This window comes from Streptomyces sp. NPDC048590 (assembly GCF_043199535.1).
GTDB lineage: Bacteria > Actinomycetota > Actinomycetes > Streptomycetales > Streptomycetaceae > Streptomyces.
Genome location: NZ_JBICWC010000014.1, coordinates 105494 through 129855, shown reverse-complemented (window position 1 = coordinate 129855; position 24362 = coordinate 105494). Strand labels below are relative to the sequence as shown.

Sequence of the window (24362 nt, the reverse complement as noted above, 5' to 3'; positions counted from 1 at the left end):
GCTGTGTCGGCCCTCGCACACCTGACAGGCCCTTCCGGAGTCCCCCTTGCCCAGCCCCTACCGCGCCGTCTTCGAGGCCCCGGGAACCGTGAAATTCTCGGCGGCCGGGTTCCTGGGCAGGATGCCGCTCTCGATGATGGGCATCGGGGTGGTGACGATGGTCTCCCAGCTCACCGGGCGCTACGGCCTGGCCGGGGCACTCTCGGCGACGCTGGCCATGGCCGCGGCGGTCATGGGCCCCCAGGTCTCGCGGCTGGTCGACCGGCACGGGCAGCGCCGGGTGCTGCGCCCCGTCGCGCTGTTCGCCGGTGCGGCGGTCGCGGGGCTGCTGATCTGCGCCCAGCAGCGGTTCCCGGACTGGACCCTGTTCGTCTTCGCCGTGGGGGCGGGCTGCGTCCCCAGCCTCGGATCGATGGTCCGGGCGCGCTGGGCCGCGATCCACCGGGGTTCCGGGCGGCTTCTGCACACTGCGTACTCCTGGGAGTCGATCGTCGACGAGGTGTGCTTCATCTTCGGGCCCATCGTCTCGATCGGCCTGTCCACCGCCTGGTTCCCGGAGGCGGGGCCCTTGCTCGCCGGGGTGTTCCTGCTCGTCGGGGTCTTCTGGCTGACGGCCCAGCGGGCGACCGAGCCCCGGCCCCACCCGAAGGAGACCCGCACCGGCGGATCGGCGCTGCGGTCGAGGGGCCTCCAGGTCCTGGTGGTCACCTTCGTCGCCACGGGAGCGATCTTCGGGGGGATCGACGTGGTGACGGTGGCCTTCGCCGAGGAGAGGGGGCACAAGGCGGCCGCGAGCCTCGTGCTCGCCGTCTACGCGCTGGGCTCCTGTCTGGCCGGAGCGGTCTTCGGACTGCTGCACCTGCGGGGAGAGGCGTCCGGGCGGTGGCTGGTGGGAGTGTGCGCGATGGCCGTGAGTATGATCCCCCTCCAACTGGCCGGGAGCCTGCCGTTCCTGGCCGTGGCGCTCTTCGCCGCGGGCCTCGCCGTCGCACCGACGATGGTCACCACGATGGCTCTCGTCGAGCAGCACGTACCCCGCACCGAGCTGACCGAGGGCATGACCTGGACCAGTACCGGACTCGCGGTCGGAGTGGCGCTCGGCTCCTCCGCCGCCGGCTGGGTGGTCGACGCCCACGGGGCGGAGTCGGGGTACGTGGTGCCCGTCGTGGCGGGAGCGGCCGCGGCCGCGGTGGCGCTCCTGGGGTATCGCCGGCTCGCGGAGCCGGTTCCTAGGGGAGGGCGCGGGCAAGATGACCGACACCTACGCACGGACGGCGAGCACGTGGCGTAACTGGGCGGGAAACGTCACCGCCCGGCCCGCCCGGGTCGCGTCCCCCGCCTCCGTCGACGAGCTCGCCGACGTGGTGCGCAGGGCCGCCGCGGAGGGGCTGACCGTCAAGCCCGTCGGCACCGGCCATTCCTTCACCACGACCGCGGCCACCGACGGCGTCCTGATACGACCGGATCTGCTGACCGGAATCCGGGACATCGACCGGACGGCGATGACGGTGACGGTCGAGGCCGGCACCCCGCTGAAGCGTCTCAACGCGGCGCTCGCCCGGGAGGGGCTCTCCCTCACGAACATGGGCGACATCATGGAGCAGACGGTCGCCGGTGCCATCTCCACGGGCACCCACGGCACGGGCCGCGACTCGGCGTCGATCTCCGCGCAGATACGCGCGCTGGAACTGGTCACCGCCGACGGCTCGGTACTGCGCTGCTCGGCCGAGGAGAATCCGGACGTCTTCGCCGTGGCGAGGGTCGGCCTCGGGGCCCTCGGCGTGGTCACCTCGGTCACGTTCGCCGTCGAGCCCGTCTTCCTCCTCACGGCACGCGAGGAACCGATGCCCTTCGACCGTGTCACCGCCGATTTCGATCAGCTGGTCGCCGAGAACGAGCACTTCGAGTTCTACTGGTTCCCGCACACCGGCAATTGCAACACCAAGCGCAACAACCGCAGTTCGGGTCCGGTGGCGCCTCCTGGCCGGATCAGCGGCTGGATCGAGGACGAACTCCTCTCCAACGGGATCTTCCAGCTCGCCTGTTCGGTCGGCCGGGCGGCCCCGGGGACGATCCCCGCCATCGCCAGGATCTCCAGCCGCGCCCTGTCCGCCCGTACGTACACCGACATCCCCTACAAGGTGTTCACCAGTCCCCGGCGCGTGCGCTTCGTGGAGATGGAGTACGCCCTGCCCCGCGAGGCCGCCGTCGGCGCCCTGCGCGAGCTCAAGGCCATGGTGGAGCGCTCACCGCTGCGGATCAGCTTCCCCGTGGAGGTCCGTACGGCGCCCGCGGACGACATCGCGCTCTCGACCGCCTCGGGTCGCGAGAGCGCCTACATCGCGGTGCACCTGTACCGCGGAACCCCGCACCACGCGTACTTCACCGCGGTGGAGCGGATCATGACAGCCCACGAGGGACGCCCCCACTGGGGGAAGCTCCACACCCGGGACGCCGACTACCTCTCCCGGGCCTACCCCCGGTTCGGCGAGTTCACCGCCGTGCGCGACCGGCTCGACCCCGACCGGCTCTTCGCCAACGACTACCTGCGCCGGGTCCTCGGGGGCTGAGCCCGTACGCGTCCTCGCGGACCGGGGTCACCGGTCCGCGTCCGCGCCCGCCCCGTCCTGCTGTTCGGGTGCCTGGCCGGCGCCGCTCGGATCCGGCGCCGGCGGGGGCGTGCTCCCGGTGTCCGGGGTCGTCGGAGCGGTGGTCTCCGGCGTGGTGGCCCCTTCGGAGGCCGAGGGGGCGGGGGCGGGTTCGGTGGCCGTGTCCCCTTCGCCGGGTGTGGGGGAAGCGCTTCGGCCGCCGCCGGGTTCGGTTCCCGTAGCCGGAGACGTGGCGTCCCCGCTGCCCGGGTCCGTCCCGTCGTCCTCGCCCGTCCCCGTGTCCGGGGTGCCGGAAGGGGACGGCGGTGTTCCTGTCCCGCCGCGGCGTTCGCCGCTCACGACGGAGCCGATGGTGGTGCCTCCGTTGCCTCCAAGGTCGTGGCCGGAGGCCATCTCGTACACGGTGATCCCCGCCATCGACAGGACGAAGACCCCGGTGGCCGCGAGCGCGGACCTCTTCCAGCCCCGGACCCGGGTTCCATGGGTACGGGCGTGCGACCAGGAGTCGTCCGCTCCGGTCCCGTCCGCCCCTGCACCGTCCTGGCCTCCGTCGGCCGGCACCTGCCGGAGCACCGTCGTGCGCTCCGCGTCCGTCTCCGCGCCGCCGGGCCGGACCTGCCGGAGCACCGTCGTGCGGTCGGCGCCGGGATCCACCGTGCGCAGCATCCGTGTGGCCTCGTCCTCGGGGCGCCGCGACGCGGGGTACGTCTCCCTGGTGCGCACGGTGACCTGACGGCCCGCCGGGTGCTTGACCTGGACGGTGACCTCGCGGATCTGCTCGCCGGTACGGCGGAAGAAGTGCTGGAAGACCGAGCCCCCGCAGGTGGCCACCACGCTCATCACACCGGCGCCAGCGATGGTCCCGTAGACACCGAGCTGCGAGGCCATCACCGCCGCGGCCACCGCGGCGAGAGCGCTGCCCGCGACCTGCGGCAGACTGAGATCTATGCGCCCTTCCTTCTTTTCCGCATCACCCTGCGGCTTCTGAACCATGATCAGCCCCTGCTAGACAACTACCCCACCTTGCACCAGTAAGGGACATTTGAGCGAACGCGATAGTTCCATTTCTGGAGATTGTGTGAAGCAGCACACGGATGGGAGGGATGTCCCGCGCGACGGGGTAGTCCAACTCCCGTGCCCGGCGACAAGTTCGACGGCGCGCCGGTCCACCCAGGTGGCCCGAATGGAGTACTGTGGCGAGCCCTGGGGGCCGGACTCCCTGACGGTGTCCGGGACCTGCGGGAGGGGGCCGGAGGAGGCTCCCGAACCGGCGGCGCCGCGGCATCGCACGGGCGCCTGCTGCACGGAGCGACCAACCGGTCACTCCGCGCCGCAAACAGGCAACCGTGCCATCCCGGCGTTCCAGGGCCAAGGCCCGACACGCCGGGTAACTTGGAAACGTTGTGGCAGGCTGAACCCGGGCAGGTCACACTCGACTAGCGGAAGCAGCGACGCACGTGACGTCGGCAGGCACCACCCGGGAGGTTCCCATGCCCGAACTGCGTGTCGTGGCCGTCTCGAACGACGGCACACGACTGGTGCTCAAGGCTGCGGACAGCACGGAGTACACGCTTCCGATCGATGAGCGGCTGCGTGCCGCCGTGCGCAACGACCGCGCCCGGCTCGGCCAGATCGAGATCGAGGTGGAGAGCCATCTCCGCCCGCGCGACATCCAGGCGCGTATACGTGCCGGTGCCTCCGCCGAGGAGGTCGCCCAGTTCGCCGGGATCCCGGTGGACCGGGTACGCCGCTTCGAGGGCCCGGTGCTCGCGGAGCGTGCGTTCATGGCCGAGCGCGCCCGGAAGACGCCGGTGCGCCGCCCCGGCGAGAACACCGGTCCCCAGCTCGGCGAGGCGGTCCAGGAGCGGCTGCTCCTGCGCGGCGCCGACCGGGAGACCGTCCAGTGGGATTCCTGGCGCCGGGACGACGGCACCTGGGAGGTCCTCCTCGTCTATCGAGTGGCGGGGGAACCGCATTCGGCGAGCTGGACGTACGACCCCCCGCGACGGCTGGTGCAGGCCGTCGACGACGAGGCGCGCTCGCTGATCGGCGAGACCGACGACGTCGCCGCCCCGGAGCCGAGCTTCCCGTTCGTGCCCCGGATCGCCCGGCTCCCGCGCGACCGGCCTCTGGACCGTTCGCTGGACCGGCAGATCGAGCGGCCGGCGCCCTCCGCGCCGGAGCCGGAGGAGCGCGTCAGCGGCTCCGCCGGTGAGCGTGACTCCCTGACGAGCCTCCTGGAGGCGGTCCCGAGCTTCCGCGGCGACATGGTCGTGCCCGAGCGGCCCGCCCAGCCGGAACCGCCGGCCCTCGAGCCCGCCGCCCAGGAGGAGACCGAGGCGGACGAACCGCCGGCCGCCGCGGCGTCCGCCGGAGCCGCGTACGCCGACGTCCTGATGCCGCGGGCGGTCGCCGGGCACCGCGACCGTCTGACCGGGACGACGGACCGGCAGGCCGAGGCCGACGGCGTGCGCCCGGGGCGCCGTGCGGCCGTGCCCAGCTGGGACGAGATCGTCTTCGGCACACGCCGCAAGAAGCAGGAATGATCGCGCCCGTGGGCGGGTGAACGAACGGGAGGGGGCCCGTACGCAGTCGCGTACGGGCCCCCTCCCGTTCCCTGATCCGGTATGACCCGAACGACAGAGGCCAGGGGCCGTCAGAACGGGTTCGGGCCCGTGGCGACGGGGCGGGACTCGTCCGAGGACCACTCCGACCAGGACCCGGCGTAGAGGGCGGCGCGGTGCCCGGCGAGCTCCAGCGCCAGGACCTGATGCGCCCCGGAGACACCGGAACCGCAGTAGACACCGACCTCGGTGGAGGCGTCCGCTCCCAGCTCAGCGAAGCGGGAGGCCAGCGACGGGGCGGGCAGGAAGTAACCCTTGTCGTCGACGTTCTCCGTGGTCGGGGCGGACACCGCTCCGGGAATGTGGCCGCCGACCCGGTCGATGGGTTCGACGTCCCCGCGGTAACGCTCCGCGGCCCGGGCGTCGAGCAGCAGGCCCGAGCGGGCCAGGCCCGCGGCCGCGTCGGCGTCCAGCAGCCCGAGTCCGCCCGGCTCGGGCCTGAAGTCGCCCTCGGCCGGCTCCGGAACCGTGGTGGTCAGCTCGCCCGGCCACCCGGCGAGGCCGCCGTCCAGCACCCGGACGTCCTGGTGACCGGCCCAGCGCAACAGCCACCAGGCCCGGGCAGCCGCCCAGCCCTGCCCGCCGTCGTAGACCACGACCGGGGTGGCGCAGCCGACTCCCGCGCGTCGCATCACGGCACCGAACGCCTCGGGGTCCGGCAGCGGATGACGGCCTCCGCCGCCCGCCGGGCCGGCGAGCTCGGTGTCGAGATCGACGTACACCGCGCCGGGGATGTGCCCCGCCTCGTAGTCGGCGCGGCCGTCGGGTCCGCCCAGCTGCCAGCGGATGTCCAGGAGCACCGGCGGACGCTGCCCGGTCGACTCGCTCATGTATTCGGATGACGTGATGATGGGCTTCATGGGTGCCATCTTCGCGCAGCTCCGCAAGACGACGCACCTAAATGGATGTACCGCATCAAAACGGTCCGCGAGCTGAGCCGGGGCCGGAAAACGCGGCGCGGCCGGGGTGCCTCACGGCCTCAGTGGTGCGAGCATCTGCACGGAGCGTACGCGCCCGTATGCGTACCGCTGGAGTCGTACGGACCTCGTCCCCCCGTGCGGCCTCACCCCGAAGGTACGAGGAGAGAGTGGAAGATGACCGAGGCTGCCACCCGGCGCCCGCCCGGAACACCGTGCTGGGTGAGTCTGATCGTGCACGGACTGTCCGCCACCCAGGAGTTCTACAGCCGCTTGTTCGGCTGGGAGTTCCGCCCCGGTCCCGATCAGCTGGGGCCGTACGTCCGCGCGTTGCTGTCCGGCGGGGAGGTCGCCGGCATCGGGCAGCTGCCTGCCGGACGTCATCTTCCGATCGCCTGGACCACCTACCTCGCGTCCGACGACGCGGACGCCACCGCGGAGGCGATCCGTTCCTGCGGCGGGACGGTGGCCGTCGGACCCCTCACCGCGGGGGACGCGGGCAGGCTCCTGATCGCCTCCGACCCGAGCGGCGCGGTGTTCGGTGTCTGGCAGGCCGCCGAACACCTCGGTACCGCCGTCGCGGGGACCCCGGGCTCCCCGGTGTGGAACGAGCTGGTGACCCGGGAGACCGCCTCGGTCGCGAAGTTCTACCAGATGGTGTTCGGGTTCGGCACCGAGGCGGTCGTCTCGGCTGACTTCGACTACCAGACCCTGCACATCGAGGGCCGGCCGGTGGCCGCCCTGCACGGTGTGGGGCACGCGCTTCCGCGCGACCGGGGGCCGCACTGGATGACCTACTTCCAGGTCGCCGACACCGACGCGGCAGCGGCGCGCGTGGTGGAGCTCGGCGGACATGTGCTGCATCCGCCGAGGGAGGGGTCCACCGGCCGGCTGGCGACGGTGTCGGACCCGGAGGGCGCGGTGTTCACGATCGTCCGGCCTTCGGACAGCTGAGCTCCCGGCCGGCACGGAGACGGACACCGGGCGTCGCGCGGCAGCGGCGCGACCGCCGCCCCAGGCCCTCGCGTCGCGATGTGCCACCCGATGGACGCGGGGCCATTGAGGGGATTGGCCGCACCGGACAGGCGCGTCGGGGGACTCAGGCGGGACGAACCCACAGGGTGAGGGGAGCCGTCGCGTGAGGCGGCGGCGTCCACACGATGCGGGAGAGTACATGTTCAAGATCGGAAGCGCGGCCGTCGCCGTCGCGGCAGGTGCCATGCTGTTCGCCGGAGCGGGCACGGCGAGCGCCGACGCGGGCGCCCAGGGCGTCGCCTACGGCTCCCCGGGCGTGCTGTCCGGAAACGTCGTCCAGATCCCCATCAGCATTCCCATCAACGTGTGCGGGAACTCGCTGAACATCATCGGCGCGCTGAACCCCAGCGCCGGCAACACCTGCGTCAACGGCGGCGGCCACCAGGACCGCAAGGGCGGGCACCACGAGAGCCACGACGACGGCAAGGGCGAGGAGTACGGCCACGGCGAGTAGAACCGCGTGGTACCTCCCGCTGCCCGGCCGAAGCCCCGCGAGGGGCGCTCGGCCGGGCAGCGGCGCGTCTGCCGCCGCACGCGGACCGGTCGGCGGAACAACTCTGGCGTGGGGGTGGCTCAGCCCGCGTGCGCCGTGAATTTCACATCGGGCGTGCCGACCGTGGCCGCACGGCGTCCGGGGCCGCTCTGCCACCGCCAGTAGAGGTTGGTGTGGGCGATCACCTGCTCCGGGGCCGGTGCGCCGTACCGCGTGAGGTCCTGCGTGGTGTGCGCGTCGCCGACCAGCGTCACGTCGTATCCGCGGACGAACGCGCCGTGCAGCGTCGCGCGGATGCACCCGTCGCTCAGCGCACCGGTCACGACGAGCCGGCCCACGCCGCGCTCGGCGAGCAGCGCCTCCAGGTCGGTGTCCTCGAAGGAGTCGCCGTGGATCTTGTGGACGAGCGGCTCCGTCTCGTGCCGGACCAGCTCCGGCACGTACTCCCAGGGCTCGCTGGCCCGCACGAGGTCTTCGGCGGAGTGCTGGACCCAGAGCACCGGGACGTCCTCGGCTCGGGCCTTGCCCACAAGGGTGTCGATGTTCGCGATCACGCCGTCACGGTCGTGGGCACCTGCCATGACCCCTTTCTGGACATCGATGACGAGCAGCGCGGTGTTCGGCCGGTCGGGCAGAGTCGTCAAGGGGAACTCCTCCTGGCTTCAGGGGACTTGTGCGGACTCCACAGTAGGCGGGCAGCGCGACGGAAGGCGGGCGTACGCCTGTTGCCGTCCCGTGCCCCGACAGGGGCGGCGATGTCCGGTCAGGTCCGGGGGACCGGCAGGACGTCCGGGGAGAGTGTCCCGGCGTTCGCGGCGGCGCTGGTCAGTCGACGGCGGTGGTGGCGCCGGCACAGCACCTCGTAACCGACCTCCGCGGGCCGGTTCACATCGCCGACGACCACCTGCTCGCCCTCCGTCACCATCTCGCCGTCCACGGTGCGCGCGTTGTGGGTGGCACGCGCCCCGCACCAGCACATCGCCTCGACCTGGAGCGTCTCTATACGGTCGGCGAGCTCGATCAGCCGCTGCGAGCCGGGGAACAGCTTCGTGCGGAAGTCCGTGGTGATCCCGAACGCGAAGACGTCCATCTCCAGGTCGTCCACGACCCGCGCCAGCTGATCGATCTGATCCGGGGCGAGGAACTGCGCCTCGTCCACGATCACGTAGTCGATCCGGCCGCCCTTGGACAGTTCGGCCACCAGGTAGGCGTAGAGGTCCATTCCGGTCGCGGCCTCGACCGCTTCCGTCACCAGGCCGAGGCGCGAGGAGAGCTTCCCCTCCCCCGCCCTGTCGTCCCTGGTGAAGATCACTCCCTGGAGCCCGCGTGCCGACCTGTTGTGGCCGATCTGGAGAGCCAGGGTGCTCTTTCCGCAATCCATCGTTCCGGAGAAGAACACGAGCTCGGGCATGAGGGGTCGGGCGCCTTTCGGGGTGTGGTGCGACGGGGGGAGGGGGTTACGAACGTACTTCGAGGAGCGGCACGAGCTGTTCCACGGGCGTCAGGGAGCCGTGCATGCCCACCATGGCGGACTCGTTGGGCTCGTTGACCGAGGCGGTGATCACCACGTCGTCATGGGCCGCGGCGACGACATCACCGATCCTGCCGTGCACCCGCTCGTCGATCCTCGGGCCGAACCAGCCGGCGGCGACGGCCTCGTCGCGGCTCGCCACCCAGAACTGCTCGCCGAGCACCTCTCGCCAGACGGTGAGCACGTCGGACTCCGCTCCCGGTACGGCGTAGACGTGGCGGGCTCGGCCCTCGCCGCCGAGCAGGGCGACCCCGGCGCCGAGCTCCCAGTCCTCGTCGAAGTCGATCCGGGAGGCCTCGTCGAACGGGATGTCGATCATCCCGTGGTCGGCGGTGATGTAGAGCGCCGAGCGCGGCGGCAGCTGTTCCGCGAGGCGCCTGGCGAGCCCGTCGACGTACATCAGCTGGCCGCGCCAGGCGTCGGAGTCGACGCCGTGGCGGTGCCCCTGGCCGTCGACCTCGCTGTAGTAGGTGTAGACGAGCGACCGGTCCCCCGCGGCGAGCCGCTCGGCGGCCAGGTCCATCCGGTCCTCGCCGGTGAGGCGGCCGAGGAAGGAACCGCCGCTGAGGGCGACTTTGGTGAGCGGGGTCTGTTCGAAGCCGGGGGCCGAGACCTGGGCCGTGCGTACGCCCGCGGCGTCGGCGAGGGCGAAGACCGTGGGGTGCGGCTGCCAGACCTTGGGTTCGGTCCATGGCTTCCAGCGGAGCTGGTTCATCAGCGCGCCCGCGTCGGGGTTGCGCACCGTGTAGCCGGGCAGCCCGTGCTCGCCCGGGGGCAGGCCCGTGCCGACGGAGGCGAGCGAGGTCGCCGTGGTGGACGGGAAGCCGGCGGTGAGCGGACGCCCGGTGTTGCCGCGGGAGGTGGGGAGCAGGGAGTGCAGGAAGGGCGCCTCGTCGGGGTGGGCCTTGATCTGCTCCCAGCCGAGGCCGTCGATCAGGAAGACGCAGTTGCGGTCGGCGGGGGCGAGCTCGGGGATCGACGCCTCGAAGCCGGGGACGCCCTGTCCGGCGACGAGTGTGGGCAGCAGGTCGGCGAGCGAGCCGCTGCCGTACTCCGGTGCCGGGGCGGACTCCGGGGCGAGCGGTACGGGTTCCTCCTGCCAGACGGGCTGTGCCATCAGCGGGTGGCCGCGGCGGTCGCGGCCGTGGCCTCGGAGAGGGACTGGGCGAACGCCAGGGTCTGGCGCACGGTGTCCGGGCCGTCGCCGGCCTCGCTGACCCGCAGGCTGAGGTCGTCGGCGGTGGAGCTGCCGGTGTAGCCGTGGTCCGCTTCGCAGTTGGGGTCGCCGCAGGCGGCGGGTTCGAGGTCGATGCGGGAGACCGCGCCCCAGCCGATGGTCAGGACGACCTCGCGGGGCAGGGTGCCGGGCACGTACTTCTCGGGGTCGGCGACCACACGGCTGACGACGACGGAGGAGATGCGGTCGAGCTTGACCGACTCGGTGGACGTCGTGGCGTACGGCGTCGGGGAGCTGGTGTCGGCCGCCTGTTCGTCGGTGTGGCTGACGATGAAGCGGGTGTCCGTGAGGACGAGGACCGTGACGTGACGGCGGACCTCGTTGGAGTCGAAGGTGGTCTCCTGGTGCACCAGGTACGAAGCGACCGGCTCACCGCCGACGGCGGCCTCCACAGCCTCGGCCACGAGGGCCGGGTAGTAGCCGCTGCGCTCGATCGCCGCGCGCAGCCCCTGGGTCGTCGTACCGGTCTTAGCCATGAGGACCATCCTACGGGGGGCCGGTGGCTGCCGGGGACGCCGTGGGCGAGTCCCCGGGCGGGCCGCGGACAGCTTCAGTAGCTGGGGAGCGTCCGGGGGCCGAGGTCACCGCGCGCGGGGGGCGGCGCCAGCCGGACGCTCGCTCCGAGCACCGTCAGGCCGTGGGTGGCCACGACCACGGGTTCGAGGGCCACCGACACCACCTCGGGGTGGTCGTCGACCAGCCTGGACACCCTCAGCAGGAGCTCTTCGAGCGCCGTGGTGTCCGCCGGCGCGGAGCCTCGCCAGCCGAACAGCACCGGAGCCGCCCTGATGGAGCGGATCAGGTCGGCGACGTCGCGGTCGGTCGCGGGGACGAGCCGGTGGGCGGTGTCACCCAGCAGTTCCGAGGGCGCACCGGCCAGGCCGAACGAGAGTACGGCGCCGGCAGCCGCGTCGATGGACGCCCGGACGACGGTGTCGACCCCGCGGGGGGCCATCGCCTGGACGACGGGCCTGATCTCGGCCGGTGTGCCGAGCAGATCGGTCAGTTCGTCGTACGTCCGTCGCAGGGCGTCCTCGCCGGCGAGGTCGAGCCGGACTCCGCCGAGGTCGGCGCGGTGGCGGAGGTGGGGCGCGGTGGTCTTGAGGGCCACGGGATAGCCGAGCTTCGCGGCGGCGGCCACCGCTGCCTCGGGGTCGGGGGCCGGGAGGGCCGGCCGCACCGTGACGCCGTAGCGGGCGAGCAGCTCACGGGCCTCGTCGGGGCCGAGGGAGCGGCCGCGCGGGCCGGGGTCCGGGCCGAGCAGCGTCTCGATGAGGGTCGCGGTCCCCTGTTCGTCGATGGTCTCGTCGAGGAACTCGGGTACCTTGCCAGGGTTCGCGGCCTGGCGCCGCCACTGGGCGTACCTCACGGACTCGGCGAGCGCGCGGACGGCTCGTTCGGCGGCGGGGTACGCCGGAATGCGCCCGGCGGCGGAAGCGGTCGCGTCCGCGGCCTCGGAGGTTCCGGCCGGTGTCCCGGTGGCGGCCGGTGCGGGAGGCTCCGGCGCGACGGCGGGGACGGCCGGCCGGGGCGCGGCCGGGGCGGCCGTGCTCGCGGCGGCGGCGAGTGCCTGCGCCAGACCGCCCATCTCGACGTGCACCACGGCCACCGGCTTGGCCGGCCCCGTGGCCGCGGCCTCGCGCAGCGCCGCCGCCAGGACCTCCCCGTCACCGGTCTGCGCCTCGCCGTTCTCCCCCACCCAGGGGATGGCGGTCACGATCACGGCGTCGCACGTACCGTCGGCGAGCGCCTCCGACAGGGCGTCCCGGAAGTCCCGGGGGCCGGCCGCCGTGGTGAGGTCGCGCGGCGGACGCGGGCGCAGGCCCTCCGCGAGGCAGGCGTCGTAGGTGAGGAGGCCGAGCGACTCCGAGTTGCCGAGGATCGCCACGCGGGGGCCTTCGGGCAGGGGCTGGCCGGCCAGGAGCAGGCCGGTGTCGGCCATCTCGGTCACGGTGTCGACGAGGATCACACCCGCCTGCCGCATCAGGGCCGACACCGTCGCGTCGGGGATCCGGCTGACCGGAACGGCGTGACCGGGCGGGGTGGATCCGCTGTGCCGGGCCCCCTTGACGACGACCACGGGCTTCACCGCGGCCGTCCGGCGGGCGAGCCTGGTGAACTTGCGGGGGTTGCCGAGCGATTCGAGGTAGAGCAGGGCGACGTCGGTGCCCTCGTCCTCGAACCAGTACTGCAGGAAGTCGTTGCCCGAGACGTCCGCCCGGTTGCCCGTGGAGATGAACGCCGACAGTCCGGCGCCCCGGCGGTGGAGTCCGGACAGGACGGCGATCCCGATGGCGCCGGACTGGGTGAACAGTCCGATCCGCCCGGCCTTCGGCGATTCGGGGGCGAGGGAGGCGTTGAGACGGACCGCGTCGGAGGTGTTGATGATGCCGAAGGCGTTCGGGCCGATGATCCGCATGCCGTACGACCGGGCCTGGCGGACGAGCTCCCGCTGCCGCTCACGGCCTTCGGCGCCGCGCTCGGCGTACCCGGCCGAGAGGACGACGAGGCCCTGGACCCCGTGCTCCCCGCAGTCGGCGACGGCCTCGGGCACGCGGTCGGCGGGGACGGCGACGACGGCGAGGTCGACCCGCTCACCGATCTCTCCCACGGAACGGTGCGCGGGCACCCCTTCGACCGTGCCGCCGTCACCGGCGAACGAGGTGTTCACCGCGTAGGCGCGTCCGGTGAAACCCGCGCCGACGAGGTTGCGCAGCACCGTCCTTCCGACACCTCCCGGCGCGCGGCCGACACCGACGACCGCCACCGAGCCCGGGGCCAGCAGGCGCTGCACGGAACGCGCTTCGGCACGCTGCTCACGGGCCCGCTGGACGGCGAGGGACTCGGCCGTGGGCTCGAGGTCGAGCGTGAGGTGGACGGAGCCGTCCTCGAAGCTTCGCTGCTGGGTGAAGCCCGCGTCCCGGAACACCTTGATCATCTTGTTGTTGGCGGGAAGGACCTCGGCCGCGAAACGGCGGATGCCCCGCTCCCGCGCCACCGCCGCGATGTGCTCCAGGAGTGCGGACGCCACGCCCCGGCCCTGGTGGGCGTCCTGGACGAGGAAGGCGACCTCGGCCTGGTCCGCGGGCGCGGACGCCGGCCTGCCCCGCTCGTCGATCCGGTCGTAGCGGACGGTGGCGATGAACTCGCCGCCGATCGTCACGGCAAGCCCCACCCGGTCGACGTAGTCGTGATGGGTGAAGCGGTGCACGTCCCGCGCGGAGAGGCGGGGGTACGGGGCGAAGAAGCGGTAGTACTTCGACTCGTCGGACACCTGCTCGTAGAAGCTGACCAGCCGGTCGGCGTCGTCCGTGGTGATGGGCCGGATGCGGGCGGTGCCACCGTCGCGGAGCACCACGTCCGCCTCCCAGTGGTCGGGGTACGCGTGGTGCGGACTCTGCTCCCCAGTGGGCTCCATGCGCAAAGCCTACGGCCGGTACCCCGGTCGCGGCAGGTCCGAGGCGGGGGCACGCTGAGGGCCCGCGGACGGGGGACGGGCCGGTGGCGACGCCGGGCACAGCAGTGCGCACCACATGAGACACTGGTCTAGACAACCCATTGATACGTGAAGGGCAGAACCATGGCTGAGCGCCGCGTCAACGTCGGTTGGGCCGAGGGCCTGCACGCCCGCCCCGCTTCCATCTTCGTCCGGGCCGCGACGGCCTCCGGCGTCCCGGTGACGATCGCCAAGGCCGACGGCAACCCGGTGAACGCCGCCTCCATGCTCGCGGTTCTGGGCCTCGGCGCCCAGGGCGGCGAGGAGATCGTGCTGGCCTCCGAGGCGGACAACGCCGAGGCCGCCCTGGACCGCCTGGCGAAGCTGGTGGCCGAGGGCCTCGAGGAGCTCCCGGAGACCGTCTGATTCCAGCCGTTCCCATCCGGAACAGCCCTGCGGAAAAGCCGCGGCACCCCATCGGGAGCCGCGGCTTTTCCAGCTTCCGGACGACGTCGAAATAAATCCGGACAGACCTTCGGAATTACCGGATCAGGGCAGCAGAAATAAAGCCGTCCGGCAATTACCTTCTTTGTATACGGCCCCATTGTTAATGACGGGCTCCGGCGATGTTTACGGGGTGTTGCGAAGTTCTCACCCTGGGAGCACCCTCCGGCCTCCCCTGCCGCTCCGTACGCCGCAGGCGGTGTGCGGCGGCGGCCCGCTCCGCGTGCTGCGTCGCGATGGCCCTGGCCCGCTCGGTGTCGCGGCGCGCCACCGCGTCCACGAGGGCCCCGTGCTCGGCCCAGGAGTCAGCGGGACGGACCGGCTGCTCGACGGCGTACATCCAGGCGATCTTGTGCCTGAGCTGGGTAAGCAGCGCGATCAGGGCGGGACTCCCCGAAGCCTGGGCCAGCGTCTCGTGGAACCAGCCCCCCAGGGAGCGCAGATCCTCCCCCTCGCCCCGGCGCACCCGCTCCTGCCCCAGTCTCACCAGACCGCGGAGCACCTTGAGGTGGGCGTCGCTGCGGCGCTGAGCCGCACGCGCGGCCCCCAGGGGCTCCAGGAGCATCCGTATCTCCAGCAGGTCGGCGGCCTCCTGCTCCGTGGGCTCGGCGACGCAGGCACCCGCGTGCCGGCGCGTCACGACGAACCCCTCGGACTCCAGGGTGCGCAGCGCCTCGCGCACGGGGACGCGGGAGACGCCGTAACGGCGGGCGAGCACCTCCTCGGTGAGGCGGCTGCCGCGCTCGTAGACACCGGAGACGATGTCGTCACGGATCGCCGTGCATACCGAATGCGCGGGAATGCGCATGTCCGAACCTCCGCCTTAATCCCCGCGAAACGCGGCCGATCGACGCCTGTTCTGTGACTCTATTGCAACCGGCGGGAATTTCCGATGGCGGGGCGGAATCCATGTATATCTTTTGGCCGGAACGCAGTTCGGCCGAGCCTTCCGCGCGGTCCGTCGTCACAGCACGGCGAAGGCCCCGGCACAGGGTGCCGGGGCCTTCGCCGAAGTGGTGTGCCCAAGGGCTGAGCGGACGTCAGACCTGGACGCCGTGGGCCCGGAGGTAGGCGACGGGGTCCATGTCCGAGCCGTACTCGGGGGTGGTGCGGGCCTCGAAGTGCAGGTGCGGTCCGGTCGAGTTGCCGGTCGAGCCGGAGAGGCCGATCTGCTCGCCGGAGCCGACGCTCTGACCGACGGAGACGCCGATGGAGGAGAGGTGACCGTACTGGGTGTACGTGCCGTCCTTCATCCTGAGCACGATGTTGTTGCCGTAGGCGCCGCCCCAGCCGGCCTCGACGACCGTGCCCGCGCCTACGGCGACGACGGAGGTGCCCGAGGCAGCCTGGAAGTCCACGCCGGAGTGGCTGCCGGAGGACCAGAGCGAGCCGCCGGACTTGTAACCGGTGGTCACGTGAGATCCGGCGACCGGGAGGTGGAAGGCGTTCAGCCGGGCACGCTCGGCGGCGCGCGCCGCACGCGCCTTCTCCTCGCGCGCCTTCTCGGCGCGGGCTTCCGCCTTGCGCTCGGCCTCTGCCTTCGCCTCCGCCTTGGCCTTCGCCTTGGCGGCGGCCTCGGCCTGGTGCTGCTGGACCTCGGCCTGCGCCTGGATCTGGGCGGCGAGGGAGGTGTCGAGCGCGACGGTCTGGGTGAGACCGGTGGAGGCGGGGGCGGCCTCGGCGTCCGCGGCGAGGGCCGGGGAGGCGGTGGCGCCGACGACACCGACGGTGGCCAGGGCCGCGATACCGGCGACCTCGGCGCCCTTGCGCGTCAGGCGGCTCGGGGCACGGTGCTTCCCGGTGGCACGGATGAACGCCATGGAGTGGCTGGTCCTTTCCTTCCTTCTCGCCTACCGGGTTAGCTGACGGGTTCGGAGCAGGAAGGTCTCCTACGGGCACCCGGGCCTCGTGCGAGGTACGGGGGTCCGATTCACCCCAGGGACTTCATGGGTCCCCGGCTCCCCAGGCTCGCGCCTGACGGGGACTCGGCGATGGCTGCCCGTCGCCGCGGTTGCGGCATTCGTCCGGCGGACAGCCGAGCCGACGCTAGATCGGGCGGCTCATCCGCTCCAAACGGATAGGGGCCTTTGTCGGACATCCCACAGGGCAAACAGCTGCGATACCGGGCGAATCGGACAGATGACGGAACCCCGGCGGTCGAGACCGCCGGGGTTCCGGATGTGCTGTGGTGTCAGCCGGTGATGTGCTGCGGTGTCAGCCGGTGACGACCGACACCTCGCCGATACCGAGCGCCCTCACGGGCTCGGCGATCTGTGAGGCGTCGCCGACCAGGACCGTGACCAGCCGGTCCACGGGGAAGGCGTTGACCACCGCGGCCGTGGCCTCGACGGTGCCGGTCGCCGCCAGCCTGGCGTACAGCTCGGCCTGGTAGTCGTCCGGGAGGTGCTGCTCGACCTGGTCGGCCAGCGTCCCCGCGACGGAGGCGGCCGTCTCGTACTTCAGCGGGGCGACGCCCACGAGATTCTGCACGGCGGTCTCACGCTCGGCGTCGGTGAGCCCCTCGGCCGCGAGCGTCCGCAGGACCTTCCAGAGGTCGTCCAGCGCGGGGCCGGTGGACTCGGTGTCCACGGAACCGCTGATGGCCAGCATCGCCGCGCCGGTTCCCCCCGACGCCGTGCCGGGAGACGTGGAGCGCAGGACCTGTCCGAAGGCCCGGACCCCGTAGGTGTAGCCCTTCTCCTCGCGCAGCACGCGGTCCAGCCGCGAGGTGAGCGTGCCTCCCAGGCAGTACGTGCCGAGGACCTGCGCGGGCCACACGCTGTCATGCCGGTCCGCGCCGATACGGCCGATCAGCAGCTGCGTCTGCACGGCTCCGGGACGGTCCACGATGACCACGCGGCCGGCGTCGTCCGCGGTGATCGGGGGGACCGGGCGCGGCTGGCCGGCGTTGCCGGACCAGTCGCCGAGCGTGTCGGAGAGCAGCCCGTCGAGGTCCACCTCGGTGAGGTCTCCGACGACTACCGCGGTCGCCGTGGCCGGACGGAAGTGGGCTTCGTAGAAGGCCCGCACCGCGGCGGCGTCGATCCGCCGGACCGTCTCCTCGGTGCCCTGGCGGGGGCGCGACATCCGCGCGGTGGCGGGGAAGAGTTCCTTGGAGAGCTGCTTGGCGGCGCGCCGCGCGGGGTTGGCCTGCTCGTGGGGGATCTCGTCGAGGCGGTTGGCCACCAGCCGCTCGACCTCGCTCTCCGCGAAGGCGGGGGCCCGCAGCGCCTCGGCGACCAGGCCGAGGGCCTTGGCGAGCCGCGAGACCGGGACCTCCAGCGAGACGCGGACCCCCGGGTGGTCGGCGTGGGCGTCGAGCGTCGCCCCGCAGCGCTCCAGCTCCGCCGCGAACTCCTCGGCGGAACGCTTGTCCGTGCCCTCGGACAGCGCTCGGGCCATGATCGTGGCCACGCCGTCCAGCCCCTCGGGCTCGGCGTCCAGGGGTGCGTCGAGGAAGATCTCCACGGCGACGACCTGCTGGCCGGGGCGGTGGCAGCGCAGCACCGTCAGCCCGTTGGGCAGGGCGCCTCGCTCGGGCGCGGGAAAGGCCCAGGGCCTGGCCTCGCCCGCGGTCGGCTGCGGGTGGTACTCCATCGCTACTCCAGTCACGGCGGCGTCGGTCACTTGTCGGCCCCCTCGTGCGTTTCGGTGCCGTCCGTCTCGTCGGCAGGTTCGACCGGCTCGTACACCAGGACCGCACGGTTGTCGGGGCGCAGGTGCGCCTGTGCCGCGGCCTTGACCTCGTCGGCCGTCACCGCGAGGACCCGGCCGACCGCCGTCAGGGCGAGCTGCGGGTCCCCGAACAGGACCGCGTAGCGGCACAGTTCGTCGGCACGGCCGGCGACCGTGCCGAGCCGGTCGAGCCACTCGCGCTCCAACTGCGCCTGCGCCCGCTCCATTTCCTCGGGGGTGGGCCCCTCCTCGGCGAAGCGCGCGAGCTCCTCGTCGACGGCGGCCTCGATCTGCGGCACCTCGACACCGCCGGAGGTCTTGACGTCCAGCCAGCCCAGCGAGGGCGCTCCGGCCAGGCGGAGCAGCCCGAAGCCCGCGGCGACCGCCGTACGGTCGCGGCGTACCAGGCGGTTGTGCAGACGGGACGACTCCCCGCCGCCGAGCACGGTCAGGGCGAGGTCCGCGGCGTCGCACTCGCGGGTGCCGTCGTGCGGCAGCCGGTAGGCGGCCATGAGCGCACGCGCGGGGACCTCCTCACGGACGACCTCACGCAGCTGTTCGCCGATGATGCCGGGGAGTGTGCCGTCACGCGGGGGCTGCTTCCCGTCGTGGGAGGGGATGGAGCCGAAGTACTTCTCGATCCAGGCGAGGGTCTGCTCCGGGTCGATGTCGCCCACGACCGAGAGCACCGCGTTGTTAGGCGCGTAGTACGTGCGGAAGAACGCCTGCGCGTCCTCGAGCGTGGCCGCGTCGAGGTCGGCCATCGAGCCGATGGGCGTGTGGTGGTACGGGTGGCCCTCCGGGTAGGCGAGGGCGGTGAGCTTCTCGAAGGCCGTGCCGTAGGGGACGTTGTCGTAGCGCTGGCGGCGCTCGTTCTTCACCACGTCCCGCTGGTTCTCCATGGACTCCTCGTCGAGCGCGGCGAGCAGCGAGCCCATGCGGTCGGCCTCGAGCCACAGGGCCAGCTCCAGCTGGTGCGTGGGCATCGTCTCGAAGTAATTGGTGCGCTCGAAGCTCGTCGTGCCGTTCAGGGACCCTCCGGCCCCCTGCACCAGCTCGAAGTGCCCGTTCCCCTTGACCTGGCCCGAGCCCTGGAACATCAGGTGCTCGAAGAGGTGCGCCAGGCCCGTGCGTCCCTTGACCTCGTGGCGGCTGCCGACGTCGTACCAGAGGCAGACCGCGGCCACGGGGGTCAGATGGTCCTCGGAGAGCACCACGCGCAGGCCGTTGGCCAGGCGGTGTTCGGTCGCCGTCAAGCCGCCGGAACCGGCCTGGGCTGTGGCCGTGTGACCCATGGGCATGTACGTCCCTTCGATCGGTACAGGTTTTCCTGCCGGACCTGCCACTCTAGGCAAGCGCACGGGCACCTGGCGAAGTTCCCGTCGGGTGAATGTTGTCGTAGATGCTGCCGTAAACAGGGGGTCCGCGGGGCCGCCGGGGGGCGCGGGGCGGCCCTTACGGACGGGTCGAGGTCGGCGTTGTCGGCGGGGCGGTCCACAATGGTCGGCGTCAGAACCTGAGGTTGCCCGACAGAATCTGTGAAGGAGTCGCAGCCGCGATGGCCCGCCGCAGCACGAAAACCCCGCCGCCGGACGACTTCGAGGAGAAGATCCTCGACATCGACGTCGTCGACGAAATGCAGGGCTCCTTCCTCGAGTACGCGTACTCGGTGATCTACTCCCGGGCGCTGCCCGACGCCCGCGACGGCATGAAGCCCGTGCACCGCCGCATCGTGTCCCAGATGCACGAGATGGGACTGCGCCCCGACCGCGGATACGTCAAGTGCGCCCGCGTCGTCGGCGAGGTCATGGGCAAACTGCACCCGCACGGCGACGCGTCGATCTACGACGCACTGGTGCGCATGGCACAGCCGTTCTCGATGCGCCTGCCCCTGGTGGACGGACACGGCAACTTCGGCTCCCTGGGCAACGACGACCCGCCGGCCGCCATGCGGTACACCGAGTGCCGGATGGCCGACGCCACGTCCCTGATGACGGAGTCGATCGACGAGGACACCGTCGACTTCCAGTCGAACTACGACGGCCAGGAGCAGGAGCCCGTCGTCCTCCCGGCGGCCTATCCGAACCTCCTGGTCAACGGGGCCTCGGGGATCGCGGTCGGCATGGCGACCAACATGCCCCCGCACAACCTCGGCGAGGTCGTCGCCGCGGCCCGCCACCTGATCAGGCACCCCGGCGCGGACCTCGAGACGCTGATGCGGTTCGTCCCGGGTCCGGACCTGCCGACGGGCGGCAGGGTCGTCGGACTCGGCGGCATCAAGGACGCCTACGCCACCGGGCGCGGCACGTTCAAGATCCGCGCGACGGTCGCCATAGAGAGCGTCACGCCCCGCCGCAAGGGTCTCGTCGTCACCGAACTCCCCTTCACCGTCGGGCCGGAGAAGGTGATCGCCAAGATCAAGGACCTGGTCGGCTCGAAGAAGCTCCAGGGCATCGCCGACGTGAAGGACCTCACCGACCGGGCGCACGGACTGCGGCTGGTGATCGAGGTCAAGAACGGCTTCGTCCCCGAGGCGGTGCTGGAGCAGCTCTACCGGCTGACGCCGATGGAGGAGTCCTTCGGCATCAACAACGTGGCGCTGGTCGACGGACAGCCGCTCACCCTGGGGCTCAAGGAGCTCCTGGAGGTCTACCTCGACCACCGCTTCGACGTGGTGCGCCGGCGCAGCGAGTTCCGCAGGACCAAGCGACGCGACCGTCTCCACCTGGTCGAGGGCCTTCTCGTGGCGCTCCTGGACATCGACGAGGTCATCCGCCTCATCCGGGACAGCGACAACTCGGCACAGGCGAAGGAGCGCCTGATGGAGCGCTTCTCGCTGAGCGAGACCCAGACGCAGTACATCCTGGACACGCCGCTGCGCCGGCTCACCCGCTTCGACCGGATCGAGCTGGAGGGCGAGCGCGACAAGCTCACCGAGGAGATCGCCCAGCTGACGGCGATCCTGGAGTCGGACGCCGAACTGCGCAAGCTCGTCTCCTCCGAACTCGCCGCCGTGGCGAAGAAGTTCGGCACGGACCGGCGTACGGTCCTGCTGGAGTCGTCGGGTACCCAGGTCGCCTCGGTGCCGCTGGAGGTCGCCGACGACCCGTGCCAGGTGCTCCTCTCCTCGACGGGCCTGCTGGCCCGCACCGCCGGCCCCGGGCCGGTCGTGCAGGCCGAGGACGCCAGGCGGGTGAAGCACGACGCGATCGTCTCGGCCGTCGCGGCCACGGCGCGCGGGGACGTGGGCGCGGTGACGTCCGCCGGGCGGCTGCTCCGGCTCTCGGTGATCGACCTGCCGCAGCTGCCGGACACGCACGCGGCTCCGAACCTGGCCGGCGGCGCCCAGATCTCGGAGTTCCTGACGCTGGAGGCGGACGAGGAGCTGATCTGCCTGACGACGCTGGACGAGGAGGCCCAGGGCCTTGCCATCGGCACCCTGCAGGGGGTGGTGAAGCGCGTGGTGCCCGACTACCCGGCCAACAAGGACGAGTTGGAGGTCATCTCGCTGAAGGACGGTGACCGGATCGTCGGCGCGACACAGCTGCGTACGGGCGAGGAGGACCTCGTCTTCATCACCTCGGACGCACAGTTGCTGCGTTATCCGGCCTCGTCGGTGCGTCCTCAGGGGCGGGCTGCGGGCGGCATGGCGGGTGTCAAGCTCGCCGCGGGCGCGGTCGTCCTGTCCTTCTCCGCGGTGGACCCCGCCGAGGATGCCGTGGTGTTCACGGTCGCCGGTTCGCACGGCACTCTGGACGACTCCGAGCGGACGTGGAAGCTCACCCCCTTCGATCAGTACCCACGCAAGGGCAGGGCGACCGGCGGGGTGCGCTGCCAGCGCTTCCTCAAGGGCGAGGACGTCCTGGTGTTCGCCTGGGCCGGCGGGACCCCGGCGAGGGCCGCGCAGAAGAACGGCTCGCCTGCTCAGCTCCCGGAGCCGGATCCGCGCCGGGACGGCTCGGGCACGCCGCTCACCAGCCCGGTCGCGGTGATCGCCGGCCCTCTGTCGTAGGGCACCGGCCGGTCGGCGAGGGGGCTCAGGCCTCCTCGCCGACGGGCTGCGGTACGTACCGCAGGACGCCCCACATGGCGCGCTCAAGCTCCTCCGTGGCGACCTGTGCCGGGTCCTGGCAGGCGTCGAGCTCCTTGTGGAGCGCGGCGGTGTCGATCCCGGACCCGATGAGCACCAGTTGTGTCAGGCGTGCCTCGCCTCGGCCCCAGGGGCGGGGTTCGAAGCGGAGGAATCGGCCGACGGCGTGCAGGGTGTACCGGTTGCCCGGGTCGCCCGCGCCGAAGTCCGCGAAGCCCTTGATCCGGTAGAGGCCGGCGGGCCTGGAGTCGAGGAAGGCCATGAAGCGGCGCGGGTCGAGCGGCACGGGAGCGGTGAAGGAGAGGCTCTCGTAGGTCGCGTGCAGGTGCTCGTCGTGCATCCGGTCGGTCTCGGGAAGCAGGTCCTCGAACGTCAGCTGACGGGTCCCCTCGTCGTCCTCGGGCCGCAGGACGGGATCGATCAGCAGCTCCGGGTCGATCCGCCCGTACACGGTGCTGACGACGGCCGCCCTGCCGCCCGCCGCGCCGGCGGCCTCGCGTACGGCGAGCAGGTCCTCCTCCGTGGCGCGGTCGGTCTTGTTCAGGACGATCAGGTCGGCGACCGCCAGATGCCGTTCGATCTCGGGGTGCCGCTTCCGTGTGGCCGTGAACTCGGCGGCGTCGACGACCTCGATCAGCCCGCCGTACCGGACACGGGGGTTGTCGCTGGCCAGCAGCATCCGTACGAGTTCCTGGGGTTCGGCCAGCCCGCTCGCCTCGATGACGATGACGTCGAGTGCGGCGGAGGGGGCGGTCAGGGTCTCCAGGTAGCCGTCGAGCTCACTGGCGTCGACGGCGCAGCACATGCATCCGTTGCCGAGTGAGACGGTGGATCCCACCTGCCCCGCGACGGTCATGGCGTCGATCTCGATGGAACCGAAGTCGTTGACGACCACGCCGATCCGGTTGCCCGCCCTGTTCCGGAGCAGGTGGTTGAGCAGCGTCGTCTTGCCTGATCCGAGGAACCCCGCGAGGACGACGACCGGGATCTGCGGGGCGTGGGGCGGGGTCAACGGGGGCCTTCCTCGGGTCGGTCAGGGTGCCGGTACGGGGCGGGGCGGCGGGGTACCGACATAGCGGGCCGCCGGGCGGATGATCTTCGAGTCCTCCGCCTGCTCCAGGATATTGGCGCTCCATCCGACCATGCGTGCGGCACAGAAGGTGGGGGTGAACATCTCGCGCGGCAGACCGGAGAGCTCCATGACCACACCGGCGTAGAACTCCACGTTCGTGTGCAGTTCGCGTCCCGGTTTCAGCTCGGCCAGGATCGCCTCCACCTGACGCTCCACCTCCACGGCGAAGTCGACGAGCGGGCCGCCGAAGCTCTGCGCGACCGAGCGGAGCATGCGGGAGCGCGGGTCCTCGGTGCGGTAGACGGGGTGGCCGAATCCCATGATTCGCTCGCCGGCGAGGACCCGTTCACGGATCCACCCGTCGATCCTTTCAGGTGTCGCGATGGCGTCAAGAGTGTCCAGAGCCCGGCTCGGCGCACCTCCGTGCAGCGGCCCGGAGAGCGCGCCGACGGCCCCGGTGAGGCAGGCGGCGGTGTCGGCACCGGTGGAGGCGATGACGCGGGCGGTGAACGTGGAGGCGTTGAACCCGTGGTCGACGGTGGAGACGAGATACCGCTCGACAGCCGCGGCCCGTGCCGGCTCGGGCTCCTCACCGGTGAGCATGTAGAGGTAGTTCGCGGCGAAGGGGAGATCGTCGCGCGGTGCGACCGGCTCGAGCCCCTGGCCCAGGCGGTACAGAGAGGTCAGCAGCGTGGGGACCGCCGCGCACACGGCCAGGGCGTCCTCCCGGCGCCGGTCGCTGTCTATGTCGTACACCGGGCGGAACCCGGCCGACGCCCCGAACAGCGAGAGGGCGGTCCGCAGTCCGGCGAGCGGGCCCGCCGTCGCTCCCGCTCGCGCGATCGCCGGCAACGCGTCCCGCACGTCGGGCGGCAGGTGGCGCAGCCCGGCGGTACGGGCGGCGAAGGCGGCGCTCTCGGCCCGATCCGGCAACCCGCCGTGGAACATCAGGTACCAGACGTCCTCGAAGGGCCGGCTCTCCGCCAGCTCGACCGCGGAGTACTCCCTGTAGTGGTAGAAGCCCTCCTGTCCTCGCACATCTCCCAGTGCGGTGTCGGTGACGATCACTCCGGCGAGGCCGCGAGGGACGTCGGACGGTGCGGCGTGTGTGCGTGGGTGCGCGGCAGACATGGCTGTTC

General features: G+C 72.0%; 20 protein-coding genes and 1 riboswitch. Of the genes, 7 read left to right on the top strand and 13 right to left on the bottom strand.

Annotated elements, in window-relative coordinates:
- Window positions 1-46 precede the first annotated feature (46 nt).
- Entirely contained in the window at window positions 47-1291 is a 1245-nt protein-coding gene (locus tag ACGFNN_RS32220; protein ID WP_393561251.1) for an MFS transporter, read from the top strand.
- Window positions 1251-2570, top strand: coding sequence for a D-arabinono-1,4-lactone oxidase (locus ACGFNN_RS32215; RefSeq protein WP_393561249.1), 1320 nt, complete (start codon window positions 1251-1253; stop codon window positions 2568-2570). The genes ACGFNN_RS32220 and ACGFNN_RS32215 overlap by 41 nt, the downstream gene beginning before the upstream one ends.
- Window positions 2571-2597: 27 nt before the next feature.
- Here the strand turns inward: ACGFNN_RS32215 and ACGFNN_RS32210 are convergent, their stop codons facing one another.
- Window positions 2598-3602 carry a hypothetical protein gene (locus tag ACGFNN_RS32210; RefSeq protein WP_393561247.1) on the bottom strand — a complete coding sequence of 335 codons (1005 nt, stop codon included), beginning with the start codon at window positions 3600-3602 and terminating at the stop codon, window positions 2598-2600.
- Between the two features lie 497 nt (window positions 3603-4099).
- Between ACGFNN_RS32210 and sepH the strand changes: the two genes are divergently transcribed.
- Window positions 4100-5155 (top strand): septation protein SepH, encoded by a 1056-nt coding sequence (gene sepH / locus ACGFNN_RS32205; protein ID WP_362539337.1) that lies wholly within the window; start codon window positions 4100-4102, stop codon window positions 5153-5155.
- Window positions 5156-5265: 110 nt separating this feature from the next.
- Here the strand turns inward: sepH and ACGFNN_RS32200 are convergent, their stop codons facing one another.
- Entirely contained in the window at window positions 5266-6093 is an 828-nt protein-coding gene (locus tag ACGFNN_RS32200) for a sulfurtransferase (RefSeq protein WP_393561245.1), read from the bottom strand.
- Window positions 6094-6327: 234 nt separating this feature from the next.
- Here ACGFNN_RS32200 and ACGFNN_RS32195 point away from each other — a divergent pair, with 234 nt between their 5' ends.
- Entirely contained in the window at window positions 6328-7104 is a 777-nt protein-coding gene (locus ACGFNN_RS32195; protein ID WP_393561243.1) for a VOC family protein, read from the top strand.
- A gap of 220 nt (window positions 7105-7324) precedes the next feature.
- Window positions 7325-7639 (top strand): chaplin, encoded by a 315-nt coding sequence (locus tag ACGFNN_RS32190; protein WP_393561241.1) that lies wholly within the window; start codon window positions 7325-7327, stop codon window positions 7637-7639.
- Window positions 7640-7758: 119 nt separating this feature from the next.
- On the opposite strand, the gene ACGFNN_RS32185 is transcribed toward ACGFNN_RS32190, so the two are convergent.
- From ACGFNN_RS32185 to ACGFNN_RS32165, 5 genes are all read right to left on the bottom strand, one after another.
- A complete protein-coding gene (locus ACGFNN_RS32185) occupies window positions 7759-8322 on the bottom strand; it encodes an isochorismatase family protein (RefSeq protein ID WP_393561239.1) in 564 nt (187 codons plus the stop codon).
- A gap of 119 nt (window positions 8323-8441) precedes the next feature.
- Window positions 8442-9089, bottom strand: a complete 648-nt coding sequence (locus tag ACGFNN_RS32180; RefSeq protein WP_393561237.1) for a thymidine kinase — start codon at window positions 9087-9089, stop codon at window positions 8442-8444.
- Between the two features lie 46 nt (window positions 9090-9135).
- On the bottom strand, window positions 9136-10326 hold the full coding sequence (locus ACGFNN_RS32175; protein ID WP_393561235.1) for an alkaline phosphatase family protein: 1191 nt from the start codon (window positions 10324-10326) through the stop codon (window positions 9136-9138).
- Window positions 10326-10922, bottom strand: coding sequence for a DUF5998 family protein (locus tag ACGFNN_RS32170; RefSeq protein WP_362539317.1), 597 nt, complete (start codon window positions 10920-10922; stop codon window positions 10326-10328). Before ACGFNN_RS32170 ends, ACGFNN_RS32175 begins: the two co-directional genes overlap by 1 nt.
- Window positions 10923-10996: 74 nt before the next feature.
- The gene (locus ACGFNN_RS32165) at window positions 10997-13864 is read right to left on the bottom strand and encodes a GNAT family N-acetyltransferase (RefSeq protein WP_393561233.1); all 2868 of its coding nucleotides are present in this window, start codon (window positions 13862-13864) and stop codon (window positions 10997-10999) included.
- 162 nt (window positions 13865-14026) lie between these two features.
- On the opposite strand from ACGFNN_RS32165, the gene ACGFNN_RS32160 reads away from it, so the two are divergent.
- A complete protein-coding gene (locus ACGFNN_RS32160; RefSeq protein ID WP_018520603.1) occupies window positions 14027-14308 on the top strand; it encodes an HPr family phosphocarrier protein in 282 nt (93 codons plus the stop codon).
- A 181-nt stretch (window positions 14309-14489) separates the two neighbouring features.
- Here ACGFNN_RS32160 and ACGFNN_RS32155 read toward each other — a convergent pair whose 3' ends face one another.
- The 4 genes from ACGFNN_RS32155 to ACGFNN_RS32140 all read right to left on the bottom strand — a co-directional run bounded on the left by ACGFNN_RS32155 (window position 14490) and on the right by ACGFNN_RS32140 (window position 19362).
- The gene (locus ACGFNN_RS32155) at window positions 14490-15194 is read right to left on the bottom strand and encodes a GntR family transcriptional regulator (protein ID WP_393561232.1); all 705 of its coding nucleotides are present in this window, start codon (window positions 15192-15194) and stop codon (window positions 14490-14492) included.
- Between the two features lie 232 nt (window positions 15195-15426).
- On the bottom strand, window positions 15427-16206 hold the full coding sequence (locus ACGFNN_RS32150) for a M23 family metallopeptidase (protein ID WP_393561230.1): 780 nt from the start codon (window positions 16204-16206) through the stop codon (window positions 15427-15429).
- A gap of 12 nt (window positions 16207-16218) precedes the next feature.
- Window positions 16219-16387, bottom strand: a riboswitch (cyclic di-AMP (ydaO/yuaA leader).
- A gap of 213 nt (window positions 16388-16600) precedes the next feature.
- Window positions 16601-17983 carry a M16 family metallopeptidase gene (locus tag ACGFNN_RS32145; protein ID WP_393561278.1) on the bottom strand — a complete coding sequence of 461 codons (1383 nt, stop codon included), beginning with the start codon at window positions 17981-17983 and terminating at the stop codon, window positions 16601-16603.
- 26 nt (window positions 17984-18009) lie between these two features.
- A complete protein-coding gene (locus ACGFNN_RS32140) occupies window positions 18010-19362 on the bottom strand; it encodes a M16 family metallopeptidase (protein WP_393561229.1) in 1353 nt (450 codons plus the stop codon).
- 257 nt (window positions 19363-19619) lie between these two features.
- On the opposite strand from ACGFNN_RS32140, the gene ACGFNN_RS32135 reads away from it, so the two are divergent.
- A complete protein-coding gene (locus tag ACGFNN_RS32135) occupies window positions 19620-22073 on the top strand; it encodes a DNA topoisomerase (ATP-hydrolyzing) subunit A (RefSeq protein WP_393561227.1) in 2454 nt (817 codons plus the stop codon).
- 25 nt (window positions 22074-22098) lie between these two features.
- Here ACGFNN_RS32135 and ACGFNN_RS32130 read toward each other — a convergent pair whose 3' ends face one another.
- A complete protein-coding gene (locus tag ACGFNN_RS32130; protein ID WP_393561225.1) occupies window positions 22099-23163 on the bottom strand; it encodes a CobW family GTP-binding protein in 1065 nt (354 codons plus the stop codon).
- A gap of 21 nt (window positions 23164-23184) precedes the next feature.
- Window positions 23185-24354 carry a citrate synthase gene (locus ACGFNN_RS32125; protein WP_393561223.1) on the bottom strand — a complete coding sequence of 390 codons (1170 nt, stop codon included), beginning with the start codon at window positions 24352-24354 and terminating at the stop codon, window positions 23185-23187.
- Window positions 24355-24362 lie beyond the last annotated feature (8 nt).